At 41.4% G+C, this 15,340-nt stretch carries 14 protein-coding genes; 11 read left to right on the top strand and 3 right to left on the bottom strand.

The window, feature by feature from the left end; translation table 11 throughout:
- Window positions 1–13: 13 nt before the first annotated feature.
- From L6773_RS08365 to L6773_RS08350, 4 genes are all read left to right on the top strand, one after another.
- Window positions 14–289, top strand: a complete 276-nt coding sequence (locus tag L6773_RS08365) for a hypothetical protein (RefSeq protein ID WP_237853421.1) — start codon at window positions 14–16, stop codon at window positions 287–289.
- Between the two features lie 62 nt (window positions 290–351).
- A complete protein-coding gene (locus L6773_RS08360) occupies window positions 352–834 on the top strand; it encodes a hypothetical protein (RefSeq protein WP_237853420.1) in 483 nt (160 codons plus the stop codon).
- A gap of 74 nt (window positions 835–908) precedes the next feature.
- Window positions 909–2,312 (top strand): Glu/Leu/Phe/Val family dehydrogenase, encoded by a 1,404-nt coding sequence (locus tag L6773_RS08355; protein WP_237853419.1) that lies wholly within the window; start codon window positions 909–911, stop codon window positions 2,310–2,312.
- Between the two features lie 182 nt (window positions 2,313–2,494).
- Window positions 2,495–3,586 carry a calcium/sodium antiporter gene (locus L6773_RS08350; protein ID WP_237853418.1) on the top strand — a complete coding sequence of 364 codons (1,092 nt, stop codon included), beginning with the start codon at window positions 2,495–2,497 and terminating at the stop codon, window positions 3,584–3,586.
- Between the two features lie 322 nt (window positions 3,587–3,908).
- On the opposite strand, the gene secA is transcribed toward L6773_RS08350, so the two are convergent.
- Complete coding sequence (gene secA / locus L6773_RS08345) at window positions 3,909–7,301, bottom strand: preprotein translocase subunit SecA (protein ID WP_369431557.1); 3,393 nt, start codon at window positions 7,299–7,301, stop codon at window positions 3,909–3,911.
- Window positions 7,302–7,749: 448 nt separating this feature from the next.
- On the opposite strand from secA, the gene rpmH reads away from it, so the two are divergent.
- From rpmH to L6773_RS08310, 7 genes are all read left to right on the top strand, one after another.
- On the top strand, window positions 7,750–7,905 hold the full coding sequence (gene rpmH, locus L6773_RS08340; protein WP_237853416.1) for a 50S ribosomal protein L34: 156 nt from the start codon (window positions 7,750–7,752) through the stop codon (window positions 7,903–7,905).
- Window positions 7,886–8,368 (top strand): ribonuclease P protein component, encoded by a 483-nt coding sequence (locus tag L6773_RS08335; RefSeq protein WP_237853415.1) that lies wholly within the window; start codon window positions 7,886–7,888, stop codon window positions 8,366–8,368. Before rpmH ends, L6773_RS08335 begins: the two co-directional genes overlap by 20 nt.
- Before the next feature lie 4 nt (window positions 8,369–8,372).
- Window positions 8,373–10,196 carry a membrane protein insertase YidC gene (gene yidC, locus L6773_RS08330; RefSeq protein WP_237853414.1) on the top strand — a complete coding sequence of 608 codons (1,824 nt, stop codon included), beginning with the start codon at window positions 8,373–8,375 and terminating at the stop codon, window positions 10,194–10,196.
- Window positions 10,197–10,261: 65 nt separating this feature from the next.
- Complete coding sequence (locus tag L6773_RS08325) at window positions 10,262–11,185, top strand: type I restriction enzyme HsdR N-terminal domain-containing protein (protein ID WP_237853413.1); 924 nt, start codon at window positions 10,262–10,264, stop codon at window positions 11,183–11,185.
- Window positions 11,186–11,319: 134 nt separating this feature from the next.
- A complete protein-coding gene (locus tag L6773_RS08320; RefSeq protein ID WP_237853412.1) occupies window positions 11,320–12,654 on the top strand; it encodes an aminopeptidase P family protein in 1,335 nt (444 codons plus the stop codon).
- Window positions 12,655–12,830: 176 nt separating this feature from the next.
- Window positions 12,831–13,328 carry a transposase gene (locus L6773_RS08315; protein ID WP_237853411.1) on the top strand — a complete coding sequence of 166 codons (498 nt, stop codon included), beginning with the start codon at window positions 12,831–12,833 and terminating at the stop codon, window positions 13,326–13,328.
- Between the two features lie 68 nt (window positions 13,329–13,396).
- Window positions 13,397–13,858, top strand: coding sequence for a hypothetical protein (locus L6773_RS08310; RefSeq protein WP_237853410.1), 462 nt, complete (start codon window positions 13,397–13,399; stop codon window positions 13,856–13,858).
- A 5-nt stretch (window positions 13,859–13,863) separates the two neighbouring features.
- Here L6773_RS08310 and L6773_RS08305 read toward each other — a convergent pair whose 3' ends face one another.
- Window positions 13,864–14,712 carry a DUF5694 domain-containing protein gene (locus L6773_RS08305; RefSeq protein ID WP_237853409.1) on the bottom strand — a complete coding sequence of 283 codons (849 nt, stop codon included), beginning with the start codon at window positions 14,710–14,712 and terminating at the stop codon, window positions 13,864–13,866.
- Window positions 14,713–14,819: 107 nt separating this feature from the next.
- Complete coding sequence (locus L6773_RS08300) at window positions 14,820–15,329, bottom strand: thioredoxin family protein (protein WP_237853408.1); 510 nt, start codon at window positions 15,327–15,329, stop codon at window positions 14,820–14,822.
- Window positions 15,330–15,340: the final 11 nt, after the last annotated feature.

Below are 15,340 nucleotides of genomic sequence, written 5' to 3'. Positions count from 1 at the left end.
CTTCGATTGATTCATGGAAGAATTGAACACCGTTGTTATCTATTGGTTGATTTCTATAGGCCTGCTTGTTGGGTTTTTAGTTGACCTTGCGATGATTAAACGCGGAATTGGCATGGTTGGTAATGTAGTATGGGGAGCTGTTGGATCCGTAATAATCGGTGTCATTTCTATTTGGTTTGGACTATTTGCTCCTTTGATGTACGCTGCAATCGGTTCTATTGCTTTTCTATTTCTATTCAATGTCTTCAGCATTCATACATCAGACCAAGTTGATGCAAAGGCGAGTTAACGCCAAATTAGAATTCGATCGCTGCTGATCTTCCATATATTGACAATTATTCTTTATGGTTGATGTTAGATGATAAATCAACCGCGCAATGCCAGTCTATCATTCAAAGATTGGCCGGTTCCTATCAGTCTGTTCTTTTCACTCCCCACATTACACTTGCCGGAACTCCGGATTGGTCAATAGAGAATATCAATAAAGCAATAAATGCTTTTATAAGTGATATCTCTTCTTTCAAATTAAATACAGACTCCGTACGGTGTTCATCAAATCCATACCAAAAGTTAACTCACAGTATTCGATCTACACCGGAACTTCAGGAGTTTCATAAAAAAGTAGATAATTCTTTCAATGGAGATTTTGCCAAAAAGGAATATCCGCACATCTCATACCTGTATAGCAGGTTAGATTGCAGTAAAATATCACATGATATTGGAAAAATAGAAGAAGAAGCACCCCGGCAAGTATTCATTAATCGGCTTGGCTTAGTTCAGTGTAAAGGAACACCGGAGGATTGGAGAATGCTAAAAACGTGGAAACTGGTTTGAACATTTGATTTGAAAGTGGATATCATTATCCCGACAATAAACAGAATGCTACCATAAACTATCTTAGGAGAAAAATGAGTGATTACAAATTTTTTGAGCAGGTAAACAAAGCGTTCGATAAGGCTGCTGCTTATACCACGTTCGATAAGGGTCTGTTAGAACAGATGAAGCAATGCAATGATGTTTTGCACATTACTTTTCCGCTTGAGAGAGACAACGGTTCGATTGAGGTGATCCACGGATGGCGTGTAGAGCACAGTCATCATAAACTGCCTACAAAAGGTGGAATACGGTACAGCATGACGGTGAATGAAGATGAGACGATGGCGCTTGCATCACTCATGACCTATAAATGTGCAGTTGTTGATGTGCCTTTTGGCGGTGCGAAAGGGGGGATAAGAATTGACAAGTCGAAATATTCGGAAGGGGAACTGGAGAGAATTACCCGTCGATATACATTTCAGCTATACAAAAAGAATTTTATAGGTCCCGGTTCTGATGTTCCGGCACCAGACTACGGTACAGGTGCACAAGAGATGGGTTGGGTTTTAGACACATTTCGCCAAATAAGTTCAGACATCAATGCGGAAGCTTGTGTTACGGGTAAACCAATAGGGCAAGGTGGAATACGCGGTCGAACGGAGGCCACCGGGCGTGGTGTTTTTTTTGGTGTTCAGGAGGCATGTATTAACGAAGAGGATATGAAAGATTTGGGGCTTGAACCCGGAATTGAAGGCAAAACATTTGTTGTGCAGGGACTTGGTAATGTAGGTTATCATGCTGCGAAGTATCTTGAAGAAGCGGGAGCAGTGATGGTCGGAGTGGCCGAAATGGACGGATCTATCTACAGCGAAGATGGAATTGATCTTGCCAAACTGATGGAATACAAGAAAGAGACTGGGGGCATCACTGGTTTTGAGGGATCAAAAACACTTAAAAATAACAGTGCTGTTCTGGAGGCCGAATGCGATATACTTGTGCCGGCCGCACTCGAAAATCAACTAAAAGAGAGTAATGCCCCCAATATAAAAGCCAAAATTATTGCCGAAGCTGCTAATGGCCCTACAACGTCAGAGGCTCATGAAATCATCAAAAAGAATGGAGCTCTGATTATTCCGGACAATTACCTGAATGCCGGGGGTGTAACGGTTTCCTACTTTGAGTGGTTAAAAAATATCCAACACGTTAGGTTTGGTCGATTAGAAAGACGGTTCGAAGAAGATAGTTTCAGGAAAATTCTTTCAGTTATAGAGACGGTATCTGAGCGGAAATTTACAAGTAAGGAGCTGGAACTGCTGGCTCATGGTGGAAGTGAAGTAGATTTAGTTGAATCCGGGTTAAAAGATACGATGGTAAACAGCTATAACGAGATTAATGAACTCAGAAAGAAACACAGTGTTGATCTAAGAACGGCAGCGTTCATCAGTGCCATCAACAAAGTTGGTAAGCTTTATGAGCAGATGGGCATTTTTCCTTGATAAAAAAAAGAACCCTGTGTCTTTCACAACACAGGGTTTCATTTACATTTCTTTAACCAAAACATCTTATGATGATTAGTACGCCGATGCGTGAGTTATGTTGCATTCAGATTCAAAAAAAATTTAAATTTTCGGAATTTTTAATATTTCGTTCTATTTCCTGTCACTAATCCTTTTTATCCGTGCTAATTCCACTGCTTTGGTTTATCGTTGGACTTACTGCTCTAATTTCAGGGGCTGAACTTCTGGTTCGGTATGTCTCAAAAATTGCTCTGAAACTTAAGATTCCTAAAGTTATTATTGCTCTTACCGTTGTTGCTTTCGGTACAAGCGCACCAGAATTAGCAGTAAGTGTACAGGCAACTATAGACGGTCAAACAGACTTGATGCTTGGTAATATTATTGGCAGCAATATTAGCAATACCCTGCTTATTCTTGGTTTATCAGCTTTGTTTATACCGTTAAAAGTTCACAAGAATCTGATCAAGTGGGATGCCCCTATTATGATCGGTATCACGATTTTACTCTTCTTTCTTTCTTACAACGGGGCCCTAGGGTTTTGGGAGTGTCTTCTTCTGGTTGTTTTGTTAATGATCTACCTGTTATTTCTTGTGCGCCAAAAGGGTGAAATTTCTATTCCTGACGTGAACCCAGAGAAAGATGAAACAGGTAACATGGTTGTAAATGTTGTTTTAACAATCACAGGTTTTGTTCTTTTAATTACGGGAGCAAGGTGGTTAATAAGCAGTTCCCTGATTTTTGCTGAAATGGCCGGGGTTAGTGAACTTATAATTGGTTTGACGGTCGTAGCGATTGGTACTTCCCTTCCTGAAATTGTAATATCACTTGTGGCGGCCTATCGGGGCGAGAGGGATATTGCGGTTGGAAATGTAATAGGTAGTAATATATTGAATATGCTTGCAGTACTTGGATTCGCCGGAATATTTTCGAGTGAGCTGATTCCCATCCAGGATGCATTGCTATCATTTGATTTCCCGGTACTGATCGCTGCATCCATTGCTTGCCTCCCAATTTTTTATACCGGTCATAAAGTTGTCAGGTGGGAAGGCGGCATTTTTCTGATGTTTTATTTTGCCTATATCTTTTATCTGTTCCTGTCATCAACAGATCATAGGTTCCTGGATGTATTTATTAATATTATGGTCTTTTTTGTGATACCTGTTGCTATTATTACAATTCTGTATCATACGATTACCGAGTGGAACTGGAGGCGTAAGTATGCAAAGGTGTTCGAATCGAAGGGCGAGAATTGAATAGATACGAAGTATGTAGGTAATTCTGAATAGGATCTATGCTCTAAAAGTGGTTTCACTTCATGCGGGTGAAATATCTCAATGATGATCCTAATTCAAAATATTGCGATCAAGGAATTACCCCATTCTAAACGGGTGGCTACACAGTAGTCGCAAATAAGGGGCGATGGGTGAACCCGGTATCATTCCGACTTGAGGATGAATGAAGCAAAGACCGTTTAATGAATTTGTTTCTACTGATTAAGAACCGAAAGATTGAGTGTAAAGGCTGTTGGTTATAAAGCTTTTACGATTTCGAAACTGATGAAGGTGCTTTTAATTTCTATTTCTCAATAACTACCCAGCCTTCCTCATCAACCATTTTCTTGGCGTATTTCCACTTCACTTCTTTTACTTGGTTCGTGCTCATATTTTGAACCTTTACATAGTCATTTCTACCGGGTTCTTCTTCAACTGTAACGGGTTGCCGTTTTTCTCCGGGTGCTGAGGCATTTTGTTGATTACCGTCACTTCCGTTGCCTTGCTGGAGCATACCTTTCAGGCCCATATTAGTTGAATCGGCATGTTGGGTTTTAGCCTTGTCCATGTTGTATTTGCCGGCTTCCTTGCGAGCTTGTTTGAGCTTGTCGGGGTCGGCCTGCATCTCGGGAATGGCTTTCCAGATCAGCGAAATAGCTTCCCGGTTGATTTCATCAATCAGCGATTTAAACATCTCAAAAGCTTCTTTCTTGTATTCCAGAAGTGGATCTTTCTGCCCGAATGAACGGAGGCCAATACCCTCTTTTACAGAATCGAGTTCACGCAAGTGTTCCATCCATTTATTGTCGATGGTTGAGAGAATTGCTGTTTTTTCGAGCGATCGTGCTACTTCGCGCCCTTGGTTTTTCTCCGCTTTCTCAACATCCACGATAATTCTCATTCGCCGAATACCATCTGTAAAGATCACCTGGATCTTCGACGGTTTCTTTTCAGCATCTGATTCCTGAATTCTCTGAACAATATTATAAAGAGGCTCAGCTACCAGTTGTTCTTTCTTTCGGTATGCCTCGTATGCTTTCTCAATAATCAGGTCTACCATCCCATCTTCACCCTGGATAGCCCACTGATCGAGATCCAAATCAACATCTACGGCAAGCAGGCGTAACACTTCATCGCGCAGTTTTTCAAACTCGCCATTTGGGTAATACTGCTCAACGAGTGATTCAATGAGATCTTCGAGCATGTCAAAAATATCGCTCTGAAGCTGATCACCCAAGAGAGCGTGCTTTCTACGTGCATAAACTACATTACGCTGGTTGTTTAGAACATCATCATATTCAAGCTGTTTCTTACGAATACTGAAGTTGTTCTGTTCTACTTTTTTCTGCGCTCGCTCCAGGGATTTTGTGACCCAGGGATGCTGGATAACTTCGCCCTCATCAAAATTCAATTTCTCCATGATGTTGGCAATTCTGTCTGTACCGCCAAACAGCGTCATCAGGTCATCTTCCAGGGAGACAAAAAACTGACTTTCACCCGGGTCTCCCTGTCGGCCGGCTCTACCGCGGAGCTGGAGGTCAATTCGGCGCGATTCGTGCCGTTCTGTACCTAAAATTGCAAGGCCTCCTTTCTCTTTTACGCCTTTGCCCAGTTTAATATCTGTTCCACGCCCCGCCATGTTTGTAGCCACCGTAACTGCACCCACCTGTCCGGCATGAGCTACAATGTCACTCTCACGTGCATGTTGTTTTGCATTCAGTACATCGTGAGGGATTTTTGCTCGTTTCAACATTCGGCTGATCGTTTCTGATACATCCACGCTTGTGGTACCCACAAGTACGGGTTGCCCCTTTTCTCTATACTCCCGAATTCGGTCTATAGTAGCAGCATATTTTTCACGCCTGGTTCTGAAAATAAGGTCTTCCTTGTCATCCCGAATGATTGGGCGGTTTGTTGGAATAACAGTAACATCAAGGTCATAAATTTCATTAAATTCGCCCTCTTCAGTAGCGGCAGTACCTGTCATACCCGCAAGTTTATGATACATCCTGAAGAAGTTCTGCAATGTAACCGTTGCATAGGTCTGTGTGGCAGCCTCTACTTTTACTTCCTCTTTAGCCTCAATCGCCTGGTGGAGTCCATCTGAATATCGCCGACCGGAAAGAACCCGGCCTGTGTGCTCATCTACAATCTGAACTTTGCCGTCCTGGACTATATATTCTGATTCTCTCTCAAAAAGTGTGTAGGCCTTCAGGAGTTGGTTAACGGTATGGATCCTGTCCCCGCGTTCAGCAAATAATCTGTGAAGTTCATTAAATCTTTTTTCTCTCTCCTGTTTTACCTCTGCCTTGGCTTCCTCAATTTTCTTCTCTTTATAATCGTCGCTGAACTCATCGTTAGATTGAATCTCTTCAATTTTTTCCTTCTCGAGAGTTTCCATCTTCTCTTCAATTTCCGAGGTTTCTGTACCAAGATCAGGTATAACAAAGAACTGGTCTCCTTCTTCATCTTTTGTAATAAACTCACGGCCCTTTTCAGTCATTTCGATGGACTTCTGTTTCATGTCCACCGCATAGAAAAGATACTCATCAACATATGGGAGTTTCTTTGCATTATCGGCCAGGTAAAAGCTTTCGGTTTGTTGAACCAACCGTTGATAATGAGCTTCCTGCATCATCTTGCGGAACTTCTTGTTTTTTGGAAATCCTCGTTCCGCCCGGTAGAGAGCTAATCCGGCTTCTTCTTCATTACCCTCTTCATAAAGTTTTTCAGCCTCACTTACGAGAGATGACACCAACTTCTTCTGAGCACTTACAAGAGACTCAACCCGTGGCTTCATCTCTTCGTACTTCTGTTGTCCGCTTGATTGGGGAACAGGGCCGGAAATGATGAGTGGTGTTCGGGCTTCATCAATTAAAATAGAGTCCACCTCATCAATGATTGAAAAGTGATGCCCCCGCTGTACAAGTTGATCTTCTTCAACAACCATATTATCACGGAGATAGTCGAAACCGAACTCGTTGTTGGTTCCATAGGTTATATCGGCTTTATATGCATTTCGGCGGGCCTCCGTATTCGGATCATATCGGTCGATGCAGTCAACCGTAAGGCCGTGAAAGTTATAAAGCGGCTCATTCCATTCGGCATCTCGCTGGGCGAGATATGTGTTTACGGTTACAATATGTACACCGCGCCCGGCAAGTGCATTCAGGTAGGCCGGGAAAATAGCTGCGAGTGTTTTACCTTCACCCGTCTTCATTTCGGCAATACTGCTGTTATGCATGGAAACGGCACCAACGAGCTGAACGTCGTAAGGAACCATATTCCACTCCGTTTCCGTACCGGCAACTTTCCAGGATTTGCCAACAAAACGACGGCATGTGTCTTTTAAAACAGCATAAGCTTCAGGTAAGATCTCTTCAAGCGTATCCTCGAGTATAGCAAGCCATTCTTCTTCAAGTTCTTCAATTATATCAGAAAATTCCCGGCGTTCGGCAAGCGTGATAGACTCATCGTTCGAATCCATCTTTTCCTTAATTTCATTAATCTCATCTGTGACTTCCTGTGTCCTGTCTTTGATGAGCTGTTTAAATTCCTCGGTCTTTTGTTTCAGCTCTTCATCCGAAAGAGCCTTAATTTCGTCTTCATAGCTTTTGATTTCGTCAACAATGGGCCAGATTTTCTTTAGATCTCTTTCGCTCTTTGTTCCGAAAATGCTGGTGAGAAATTTTGATATATATTCTAACATATAAGTAAGAAGCGTTTAAAATTCAGTTAAGCAAGTTACAGCTAATAATTCCAGTGTTCAACAAGCTTCAGGAGGATTAATAAAGCTACAATAATTATGCCAGTGTTTTAATTTATTATCCTAACGTAATAATGACAGAAAGATTGGGGTTTGTGGTGAAACTACAAAAAAGCAGTTGAGAGTAGGTAAAATTGTCAACCAAGTAATTACCGGGCAAATTCAGGATGGAGCAAACGAGATACCCATTTGCCATCAATAAGTTTTTATATAAAACATTAAATTGACCACTAAATGTTGACAACTGTCAATCAGCCATTACCCGGAAACAAATTGCTGAAAATTTTTGTGAAATAAGGGATTCGGTTTTAATAATTTTCTTCTTATTTTTGGAGTCTATCGAAAAACAGGACATTGAATTTTAGACCAAATTCTGGTTATGAAACGTACATACCAACCAAGTAAGAAAAAGAGAGCGAATAAACACGGATTCCGTAAGCGCAATAAAAGCAAAAGCGGAAAAGATGTGATTAAACGCCGCCGCAGAAAAGGGCGACACAAGCTTACAACAAGTAATGAAAAAGGACCCAAATAGGTCTGATAGTGACAAACCTGATCAATCTTTACCACGATCAAAAATTTTACGCGGCCGGCGTAACTTCCAACGTCTGTTTGAAAAATCAACCGTGCTAACTTCCGACTCAATCCAGTTTAGATACAGATTGTATAACGATCCCTCCGAAGGTTGTTTGATCGGGTTCATAGCTCCTAAAAAGATCATTCCCGGCGCGGTTCAACGAAATAAAGCAAAAAGACTCATGAGAGAAGTGTATCGAATCCACCAGGATTTCGTACAAGATCTTTTTTCAAGCAAACAGTTTGGATTTCATGGAGCTTTTTTAGCCCGAAAAGCCGAACTTTCATTCGGCCAGGTTCAAGAAGAAATGCTTCCAATGTTAAAAGAGGTGCGAGAGGCTTTATTACATTTTGAACCTCGTCAGTTGAAAGCAGACACTCGATCCGTAACGAACACCAACAGCGAAACTAAACAGGTTTAATACTTTGGATAGAAACACCGTAACCGGTCTTCTTTTAATTTTTGTGATAACGATCGCGTGGGCGTGGTTCACAATGCCCAGTGAAGAAGAACTCGCTCGCAGACAAGCCGAACAGGCAACCCAAGACAGTATTGCCGCTGCACAAGCTGAGCAACAGAGTGATTCTCTGATTGCTGCAAACCAGGATACTGCTAATCAAACAGATAGAACAGAACCTCAGGGTGATGATTCCGAGCAGACCGAAAATCAGGGTTCTCCAATAATTGGTGAGACACAAAGAGAATTGAATATGGGCGCATTTAGTGCGGCCAGTTTTGCCGACACGGTATACACGATGGTTCAAACCGAAAAATATTCCATAGAGATGACCAATCTCGGTGCTGGGCCATCAAGAATTATATTAAAAGATCACCAGACCTGGGATCAACAACAGGTTCAAATGATTCGAAATACCGCACATTCTGCTTATTCGCTTGGATTTCTATCCAGTCAGAATTTCAATATTGAAACAGATAAGCTTGTATTTGAGCCGCTTACCGAAACCGAAACGATAGAGATCAGCGGTGGGGAAAGTGCTGAATTGTCGTATCGATTGGCTCTGGAAGGTGATTCGGAGTTAATATTCAACTATACATTTTTTGGTAATCAATATTCCTACAACCTGGATATCCGGTTGGTGAATATGCAGGATTACATCAGCGGTACGAATGTAGATTTTGGATGGACGGCCGCATTGAATTTAACCGAGCAAGACAGGGCGCAGGATGCGCAGGCCACAGCCGCCTATGTGTTCGCCGGGGGTGAACTTGAGAAGTTCCAGGTTCCTGAAGCCGAACAAACAGAGCAGAGAATTAACGGTACGATTGATTGGGTTTCTACCCGATCAAGATTTTTCGGCACATATATTAAACCTGTTACAAATTCGAATGCTGCCATTTTGAGGGGTGAAGATATGGCCCAAGGCGGACTGCCTGAAACATACTATCGATACCAGGCTGCGGTACAATCAAGCTACGTCCAAAGTAATGAGTTGTCTTACGAATTGTATTCCGGCCCGCTCCGCTATTACGATCTCAATCAATTTGATGAGCATGCTTATGATGTCGTGGAGATCGGGTACGCTATTTTCAGATGGTTTGCAGATCCGCTCGTTCGATATCTCATCATCCCATTCTTTGCGTTTGGAAGCAGTCTTGTCTCGAACTACGGAATTTTGATTATCCTTTTTGGGGTGATTGTAAAACTGTTGCTCTTCCCGCTCACTCAGAAGAGTTTCAAGAGCATGGCAGCTATGAAAGAGTTGCAGCCCAAAATGAAGGAGATCCAGGAAAAGTATGAAGATGATCCTCAAAAACAGCAGAAGGAGACCATAGCTCTCTACAAGAAAGCAGGGGTGAATCCGCTTGGCGGTTGCTTGCCCATGCTAATGCAGTTCCCAATTTTAATTACGCTGTTCTACTTCTTCCAAAATTCGATGATTATTCGCCAGGAATCGTTCCTGTGGGCGAGTGATCTATCCGCACCGGATTACATACTAAGTCTGCCATTTAGTCTGCCGGTTATAGGTGATCAGATTGCTGGTTTTGTTCTTCTGATGTCCGTTGCCATGTTTTTCCAATCCAAGCTCTCCGGTGGTATGAGTGGAGGAGCAGCCCCGAGTGGTGGACCAAACATGAAGGGATTCATGTATCTCATGCCGGTGATTATGCTTGTGGTTTTTAATAACTTTGCAGCCGGGCTCAGCTTGTATTACCTGGTTTACAATGTTCTTTCAATTGCGCAGCAAGCTTATATCAATAAAGTGGTAAAAGGCGGTGGCGAAGGGTAGGTAGTTTCAGTAGTCAAGCAATTCCTTGAAGTTTTCCTTTATCTAATCTTTCGTAAGTTTTACGCATGAAGAAGAGTATAGCTTACAACCATTTCCCACAGGTCGTAGTCCAGGATAATCGATTTTGGCTTTTCAATCCCATCTTGAGGAAACGGTACGAAAACCGTCCCGAGGAGAGAGTCCGTCTCCAATGGGTAGAGTATCTACTGCATCAAACCGATTGGAAAAAATCCAGAATAGGATTTGAGACACCCGTCAAACTTCAACAAAGCAAAAATACACTCAGGGCGGATCTTGTTTTATACTCTGATGAAATGAAACCTCATACTCTTATTGAGTGCAAATCAGATACCGTAAATCTTAACCAGGCCGTGGCTGTACAGGCTGCAAGGTACAATAAGCAGGTAAATGCAAGGCACCTGGTTTTGACAAACGGGATTGAGGACTATTGGTTTGAACGAGCCGATGATTCGATAGAGGAGGAGGTAAATTTTTTTGATGAGAAATTCAGTTTTCCAGAGGTCAAAAGAGATCATAATTACTGGTATCGCCGGGGATTTTGTTCCAAGGAGGTCAATGCTGAATTGAAAGATTGGCTGGTTGAGCTGCTAAACAACTTTTGGTCGGAGGGGACGGAAGGCAATCGTTTGTATCTTGATTTTAAACAAACCCTGTTGCCTGTGCCCATGAATCAGTATTACAAATTGTTTGATATTGATTCAGATCGAAGAGTGGCAATTTCATTTACCGGAACGGATTCCTCCGAATCTCATTTGATTGCAATTTTGAATGAAGAGGGTACCAACCGGGCAATTTTATCAGTAAATCTGGCTAAGATTACTGCTAACGAGGAAGAAGCCATCCTCTTATTTAAGAATGGAGACATACTTGATATCACGTCAAAAAAAAGAAATTCAAAAACTCTGATATCTTTCGATCCGTCCGAATTGAACAAATTGACCGAAATGGTCATGAAATTTTTTGATTGAATGCATCTTCTGCTAACTTTCCGATACAATGAAAAACCGGAAGAGATCGAAGGATAATATTTGTGATATCGATTTTGCCGTCAGGCGGCCCGATTGATTAATTACTCACTCGATGAATTAAATAGAAAGATACTATGTCAAATCAACTCCATAGAAGTAAGTTATTATCACTTTTTGAAGACAGTGAAGAGGGAATTATTTATCTCAAAGGGGCGGAGCTTATGTACCGGTATGCAACCGATTATGAATTTCCTTTCCGCCAGGAGAGCAATTTTTGGTATCTGACAGGAGTGAATGAGCCTGGCTATCATGCGATTTTGGATATTAAATCTGGAGAATATCATCTGTTTACTCCAAAACGGGATTCGCAGTTTGCGGTTTGGCACGGGCGCATCAAGCCTATGGAGGAGATCCAGGATTTATATGAGCCGGATCACCTGCATTACGACAATCAGTTATTGTCGGTACTGAATGAATTAGATTCGGATAAGATCTACTGCCTGGATGAAGAACAAGCAGAATACCTGGAAGATTTGAACCGTGATTTTAACCTGGAAATTGATACGCTGGTGGATGCTATCACCTATTGCCGTTGCATAAAAACCGATTATGAGTTGGATTTGATGCGAAGGGCGGCTGAGGTTAATAATATCGCCCATAGAGAAGTAATGAAAAGTGTAAAACCGGGAATGTACGAGCACGAAGCAAAAGCTATTTTCGATTATCATCAAGAAAAACATGGGTTATTACAACCAGCCTATACCGGAATTCACGCAGGTGGAGTGAACAGTGCCATTTTGCACTATGTGGAGAATAATCAAAAGATTAAAGACGGGGATTTGTATCTGATTGATGCCGGTTTTGAGTATGAGGGGTATGCATCTGATTTTACGAGAACGTACCCGATTAATGGGAAGTTTTCATCTGACCAGGCGAAAATTTATCAAGTTGTTCTGGAAGCTCTAAACAAATCTATTGATAAAACCGAACCCGGTGTGAAAATGGAAGAACTGCATTTGAATGCCTGTAGGATTATCCTGGGAGGTTTGAAAGATATTGGCGTTGTAAAAGGAGACCTGGAAGAGATGATGGACAATGATATTTTTGCCCTTTTCTTCCCACATGGTTTGGGACATTTTCTCGGGTTGGATACGCACGATGTGGGTGGATATCCCAAGGGAGTGGAGCGTATTGAACGGCCCGGTATTAAATATCTGCGTGTTCGTCGTGAACTCATTCCCGGAATGGTGATAACCATTGAACCCGGAATCTATTTTATTCCGGCCCTACTGAAGCCGGCTCTTGAGGATGAAGAGAAATCGAAATTTCTGAATAAGGAGAAAGTTAAATCACTGTTTGATTTTGGGGGTATTCGAATAGAAGACAACCTGATCATCACCGAAGATGGATATGAGAATTTGACGGATGTGCCGAAAGAGATTGGCGATATTGAAGATATGATGAGGTAAGAACCAGCCGTCAGAACGTTTCAAGCGGTCAGACGGGTACCCGAACAACTGAGATGAAATCTTAAACATGGCATATGAACTTTCAACCAAATAGATTTTATCATGTCTACAATCAGGGGAATAACAGACAACCCATCTATTTCAGCAAACACAATTATCTCTATTTTCTTAAGAAGATGAGTACACTAAAAAATTATTGTGAGATTCTTGCATACTGCCTGATGCAGAATCATTTTCATTGGTTGATTAAAACAAAGGGCCTAGATGATTTAGAAGATATAGAAAGTTCTAAAATGAATTCTCATCCTCAACATTCATTAGTTCGCTGTATTGCAAATTTGCTGAGTTCATACACACAAGCCATCAATAAGCAAGAGAATAGAAGCGGTTCATTATTCAGGAGTAAAACAAAATCCCAAAAAATTGATGATCCAGATTATGCGTTGATATGTTTTCTCTATATCCATCAGAATCCATTGCGTGCCGGAATATGTGAAGATCTGGCAGGTTGGAAATTTTCATCGTATCGGGATTATGCAGGTTTAAGAAATGGGAAACTTTGTAATCGAGAATTGGGAATAAAAAATTTAGAGTTGCCAAGTGGGGTAAATGAATTTGTTAAAATGTCGAATCAAACGATTCCCGAAGAACATATTAAGCAAATATATTCGTAGATACCTGGACCCGTCAGACCGCTTGGAGCGTTCAGACGGGTAACTTTTCAAAAAGAATAAAGAATAAAATGAAACAATACTTTCACATAAATATTGAACACAAATCCAGGGAGCGTAGAATTCTGAATGCTTTGTTGGCGCTGGTAACCGGCATTTTAACGCTCACCTATCCAAACTTTCTTTACCTGATAGCAGGCGGATATCTCATCGCTCTTGGACTTGTTTTCATGTACGCCAGAACACCCGCCATCATTGCAGCTTTTCCAATGATAACGGGAGTACTCATTTTCGTTTTTCCAGAGGTGATTCCTATCACCTTTGCTGTTTTTCTTGGCTTTTTTGGTGTGATACTCTTGATGGCATTCCAGTTTTCCATCATGGGATTCCTAACTCTGATTATTGCCGTATTAATCATCATGAATCCCGATTCTGTGGCATACTTTATCGCTGCATTTCTTTTGCTTTACGGTGCTACAAACGTGATTAAATATTTTCAGAATCCGAGGGATCGGTCTGGGTTGGTTCAATAAAATTCTTACAGGTAGTCGTTTGGTTCAACCAGCTTCATCTGCAGGTCTGATTTAACAAAATATCGTAGAAGCGGAGCGTGTCCGGAGCCGAAGATTACGATAATGCGATCGCCCGGTTTTGCAATTTGGCTCAGGCTTGAAAAAATTTTGATATTTCGCTCATGCCATTTGCTAACTAAACCTGCACCAACGAAAGTTGTATCATTTCCAACGGATGCTGTTTCTGCATAGAAATGTCTCTGGACTTCAAGATATTCGAGACTGTTTTTCTTTCTAAGAATTTCAGGGATGGTATTGCTGCTGACTAACTCCTGGTTTCTGTTTTCTACATATTTGCTAAGCTTTTCGATCTGTTCAACAAATTCCGGTTGATGTTCTTTAGCGAAATCAAGAACTGACTGGAATGGAAATTCTCCATCATGATCAATTGAGTAAACCTGATCATGATTCATTTTGCCTGCCAATTTAAAACCCAGTTGTTGCCTTTCGTTTCTCGAGAGAGAATGTTCCCCGGTTATGTAAGCATTATACATGCTGTCTACTTTAGCTTTATAATCGGGCCGGGCTTCGAGGGCAATTTTTGTAGGTTGAAACTCAGAAAGATCCTCTATTACTTTGTCGATCTGACTTTGGTATTTGGGCTGAAGTACATCCGGAAATTCAATATTAATCACATCCTGACCTGGATTTCCAAAATGAGTAGTGCCAAGAATCATCACTTCAATTTCTTCCTGGCGATCAACAGGAACTTGAGCATTCATCTGTTGAGGAGGGATCAGGGGAGTAATAATGAGAATTGCAGTGAATAAGAAAATACCTTCATAGAAATCAAAAATTAAGCGGTGTAGATTCATTTGATTTGTGTATTGTCTTGAAATTAAAGTGTATAAAACAATACGAACATCAGGAGAAGATGTTAAAAGAGAAGGGATTGAAAAAAAGTTCTTTTAAGAAAGGAATATTACTGGTTTGTAGATATAAAGTTTTCGTATGACCCATTAGGGTTAGTATCTGACGCAATATAACTCATTATGGATTCGAAAGTATTCACCTCGGTAAAACCTGATTTGTGAAATAGATAATCACCATTTGGCGCAAGAAAGACAAGAGCCGGCACATTTTGAACATTCAGCTTTTGTGCCAGTCGAAGCGGAGAGAATGGTTGATTACTGAATTGAATTGTCGAGTTGTTATCGTCCCGGTTCAACCGAGTCCAAACAAACCGGGTTGAAAGATTCTCTGACACATTCGGATACACTTGCTTCTCCATTTTTTTACACCAGCCACACCACGGTGCCCATACATCCACAATTATAACCTGTTGTTTTTTCTCAGCTATCTGAAGAGCTTCTTCGAAAGGACGCCAATATATAGATTTATCTTGAGCGATGGCCGGTTTGAGAAAAAGGGATCCTATCAGCATGAATGCAACTATCAAGAAGGCGGTATTTGATGATTGAGTTCGATTCACGGTTTAAATGA

It is taken from the genome of Rhodohalobacter sulfatireducens (assembly GCF_022012475.1).
Classification (GTDB): domain Bacteria; phylum Bacteroidota; class Rhodothermia; order Balneolales; family Balneolaceae; genus Rhodohalobacter; species Rhodohalobacter sulfatireducens.
This window is presented reverse-complemented; position numbering and strand designations above follow the sequence as displayed.

Bases quoted from the DNA above. Each gene is read 5' to 3' on its own strand.
- L6773_RS08365 (WP_237853421.1), top strand. From the start codon at position 14: ATGGAAGAATTGAACACCGTTGTTATCTATTGGTTGATTTCTATAGGC.
- L6773_RS08360 (WP_237853420.1), top strand. From the start codon at position 352: ATGTTAGATGATAAATCAACCGCGCAATGCCAGTCTATCATTCAAAGA.
- L6773_RS08355 (WP_237853419.1), top strand. From the start codon at position 909: ATGAGTGATTACAAATTTTTTGAGCAGGTAAACAAAGCGTTCGATAAG.
- rpmH (WP_237853416.1), top strand. From the start codon at position 7,750: ATGAAACGTACATACCAACCAAGTAAGAAAAAGAGAGCGAATAAACAC.
- L6773_RS08335 (WP_237853415.1), top strand. From the start codon at position 7,886: ATGAAAAAGGACCCAAATAGGTCTGATAGTGACAAACCTGATCAATCT.
- L6773_RS08325 (WP_237853413.1), top strand. From the start codon at position 10,262: ATGAAGAAGAGTATAGCTTACAACCATTTCCCACAGGTCGTAGTCCAG.
- L6773_RS08320 (WP_237853412.1), top strand. From the start codon at position 11,320: ATGTCAAATCAACTCCATAGAAGTAAGTTATTATCACTTTTTGAAGAC.
- L6773_RS08315 (WP_237853411.1), top strand. From the start codon at position 12,831: ATGAGTACACTAAAAAATTATTGTGAGATTCTTGCATACTGCCTGATG.
- L6773_RS08310 (WP_237853410.1), top strand. From the start codon at position 13,397: ATGAAACAATACTTTCACATAAATATTGAACACAAATCCAGGGAGCGT.
- L6773_RS08305 (WP_237853409.1), bottom strand. From the start codon at position 14,712: ATGAATCTACACCGCTTAATTTTTGATTTCTATGAAGGTATTTTCTTA.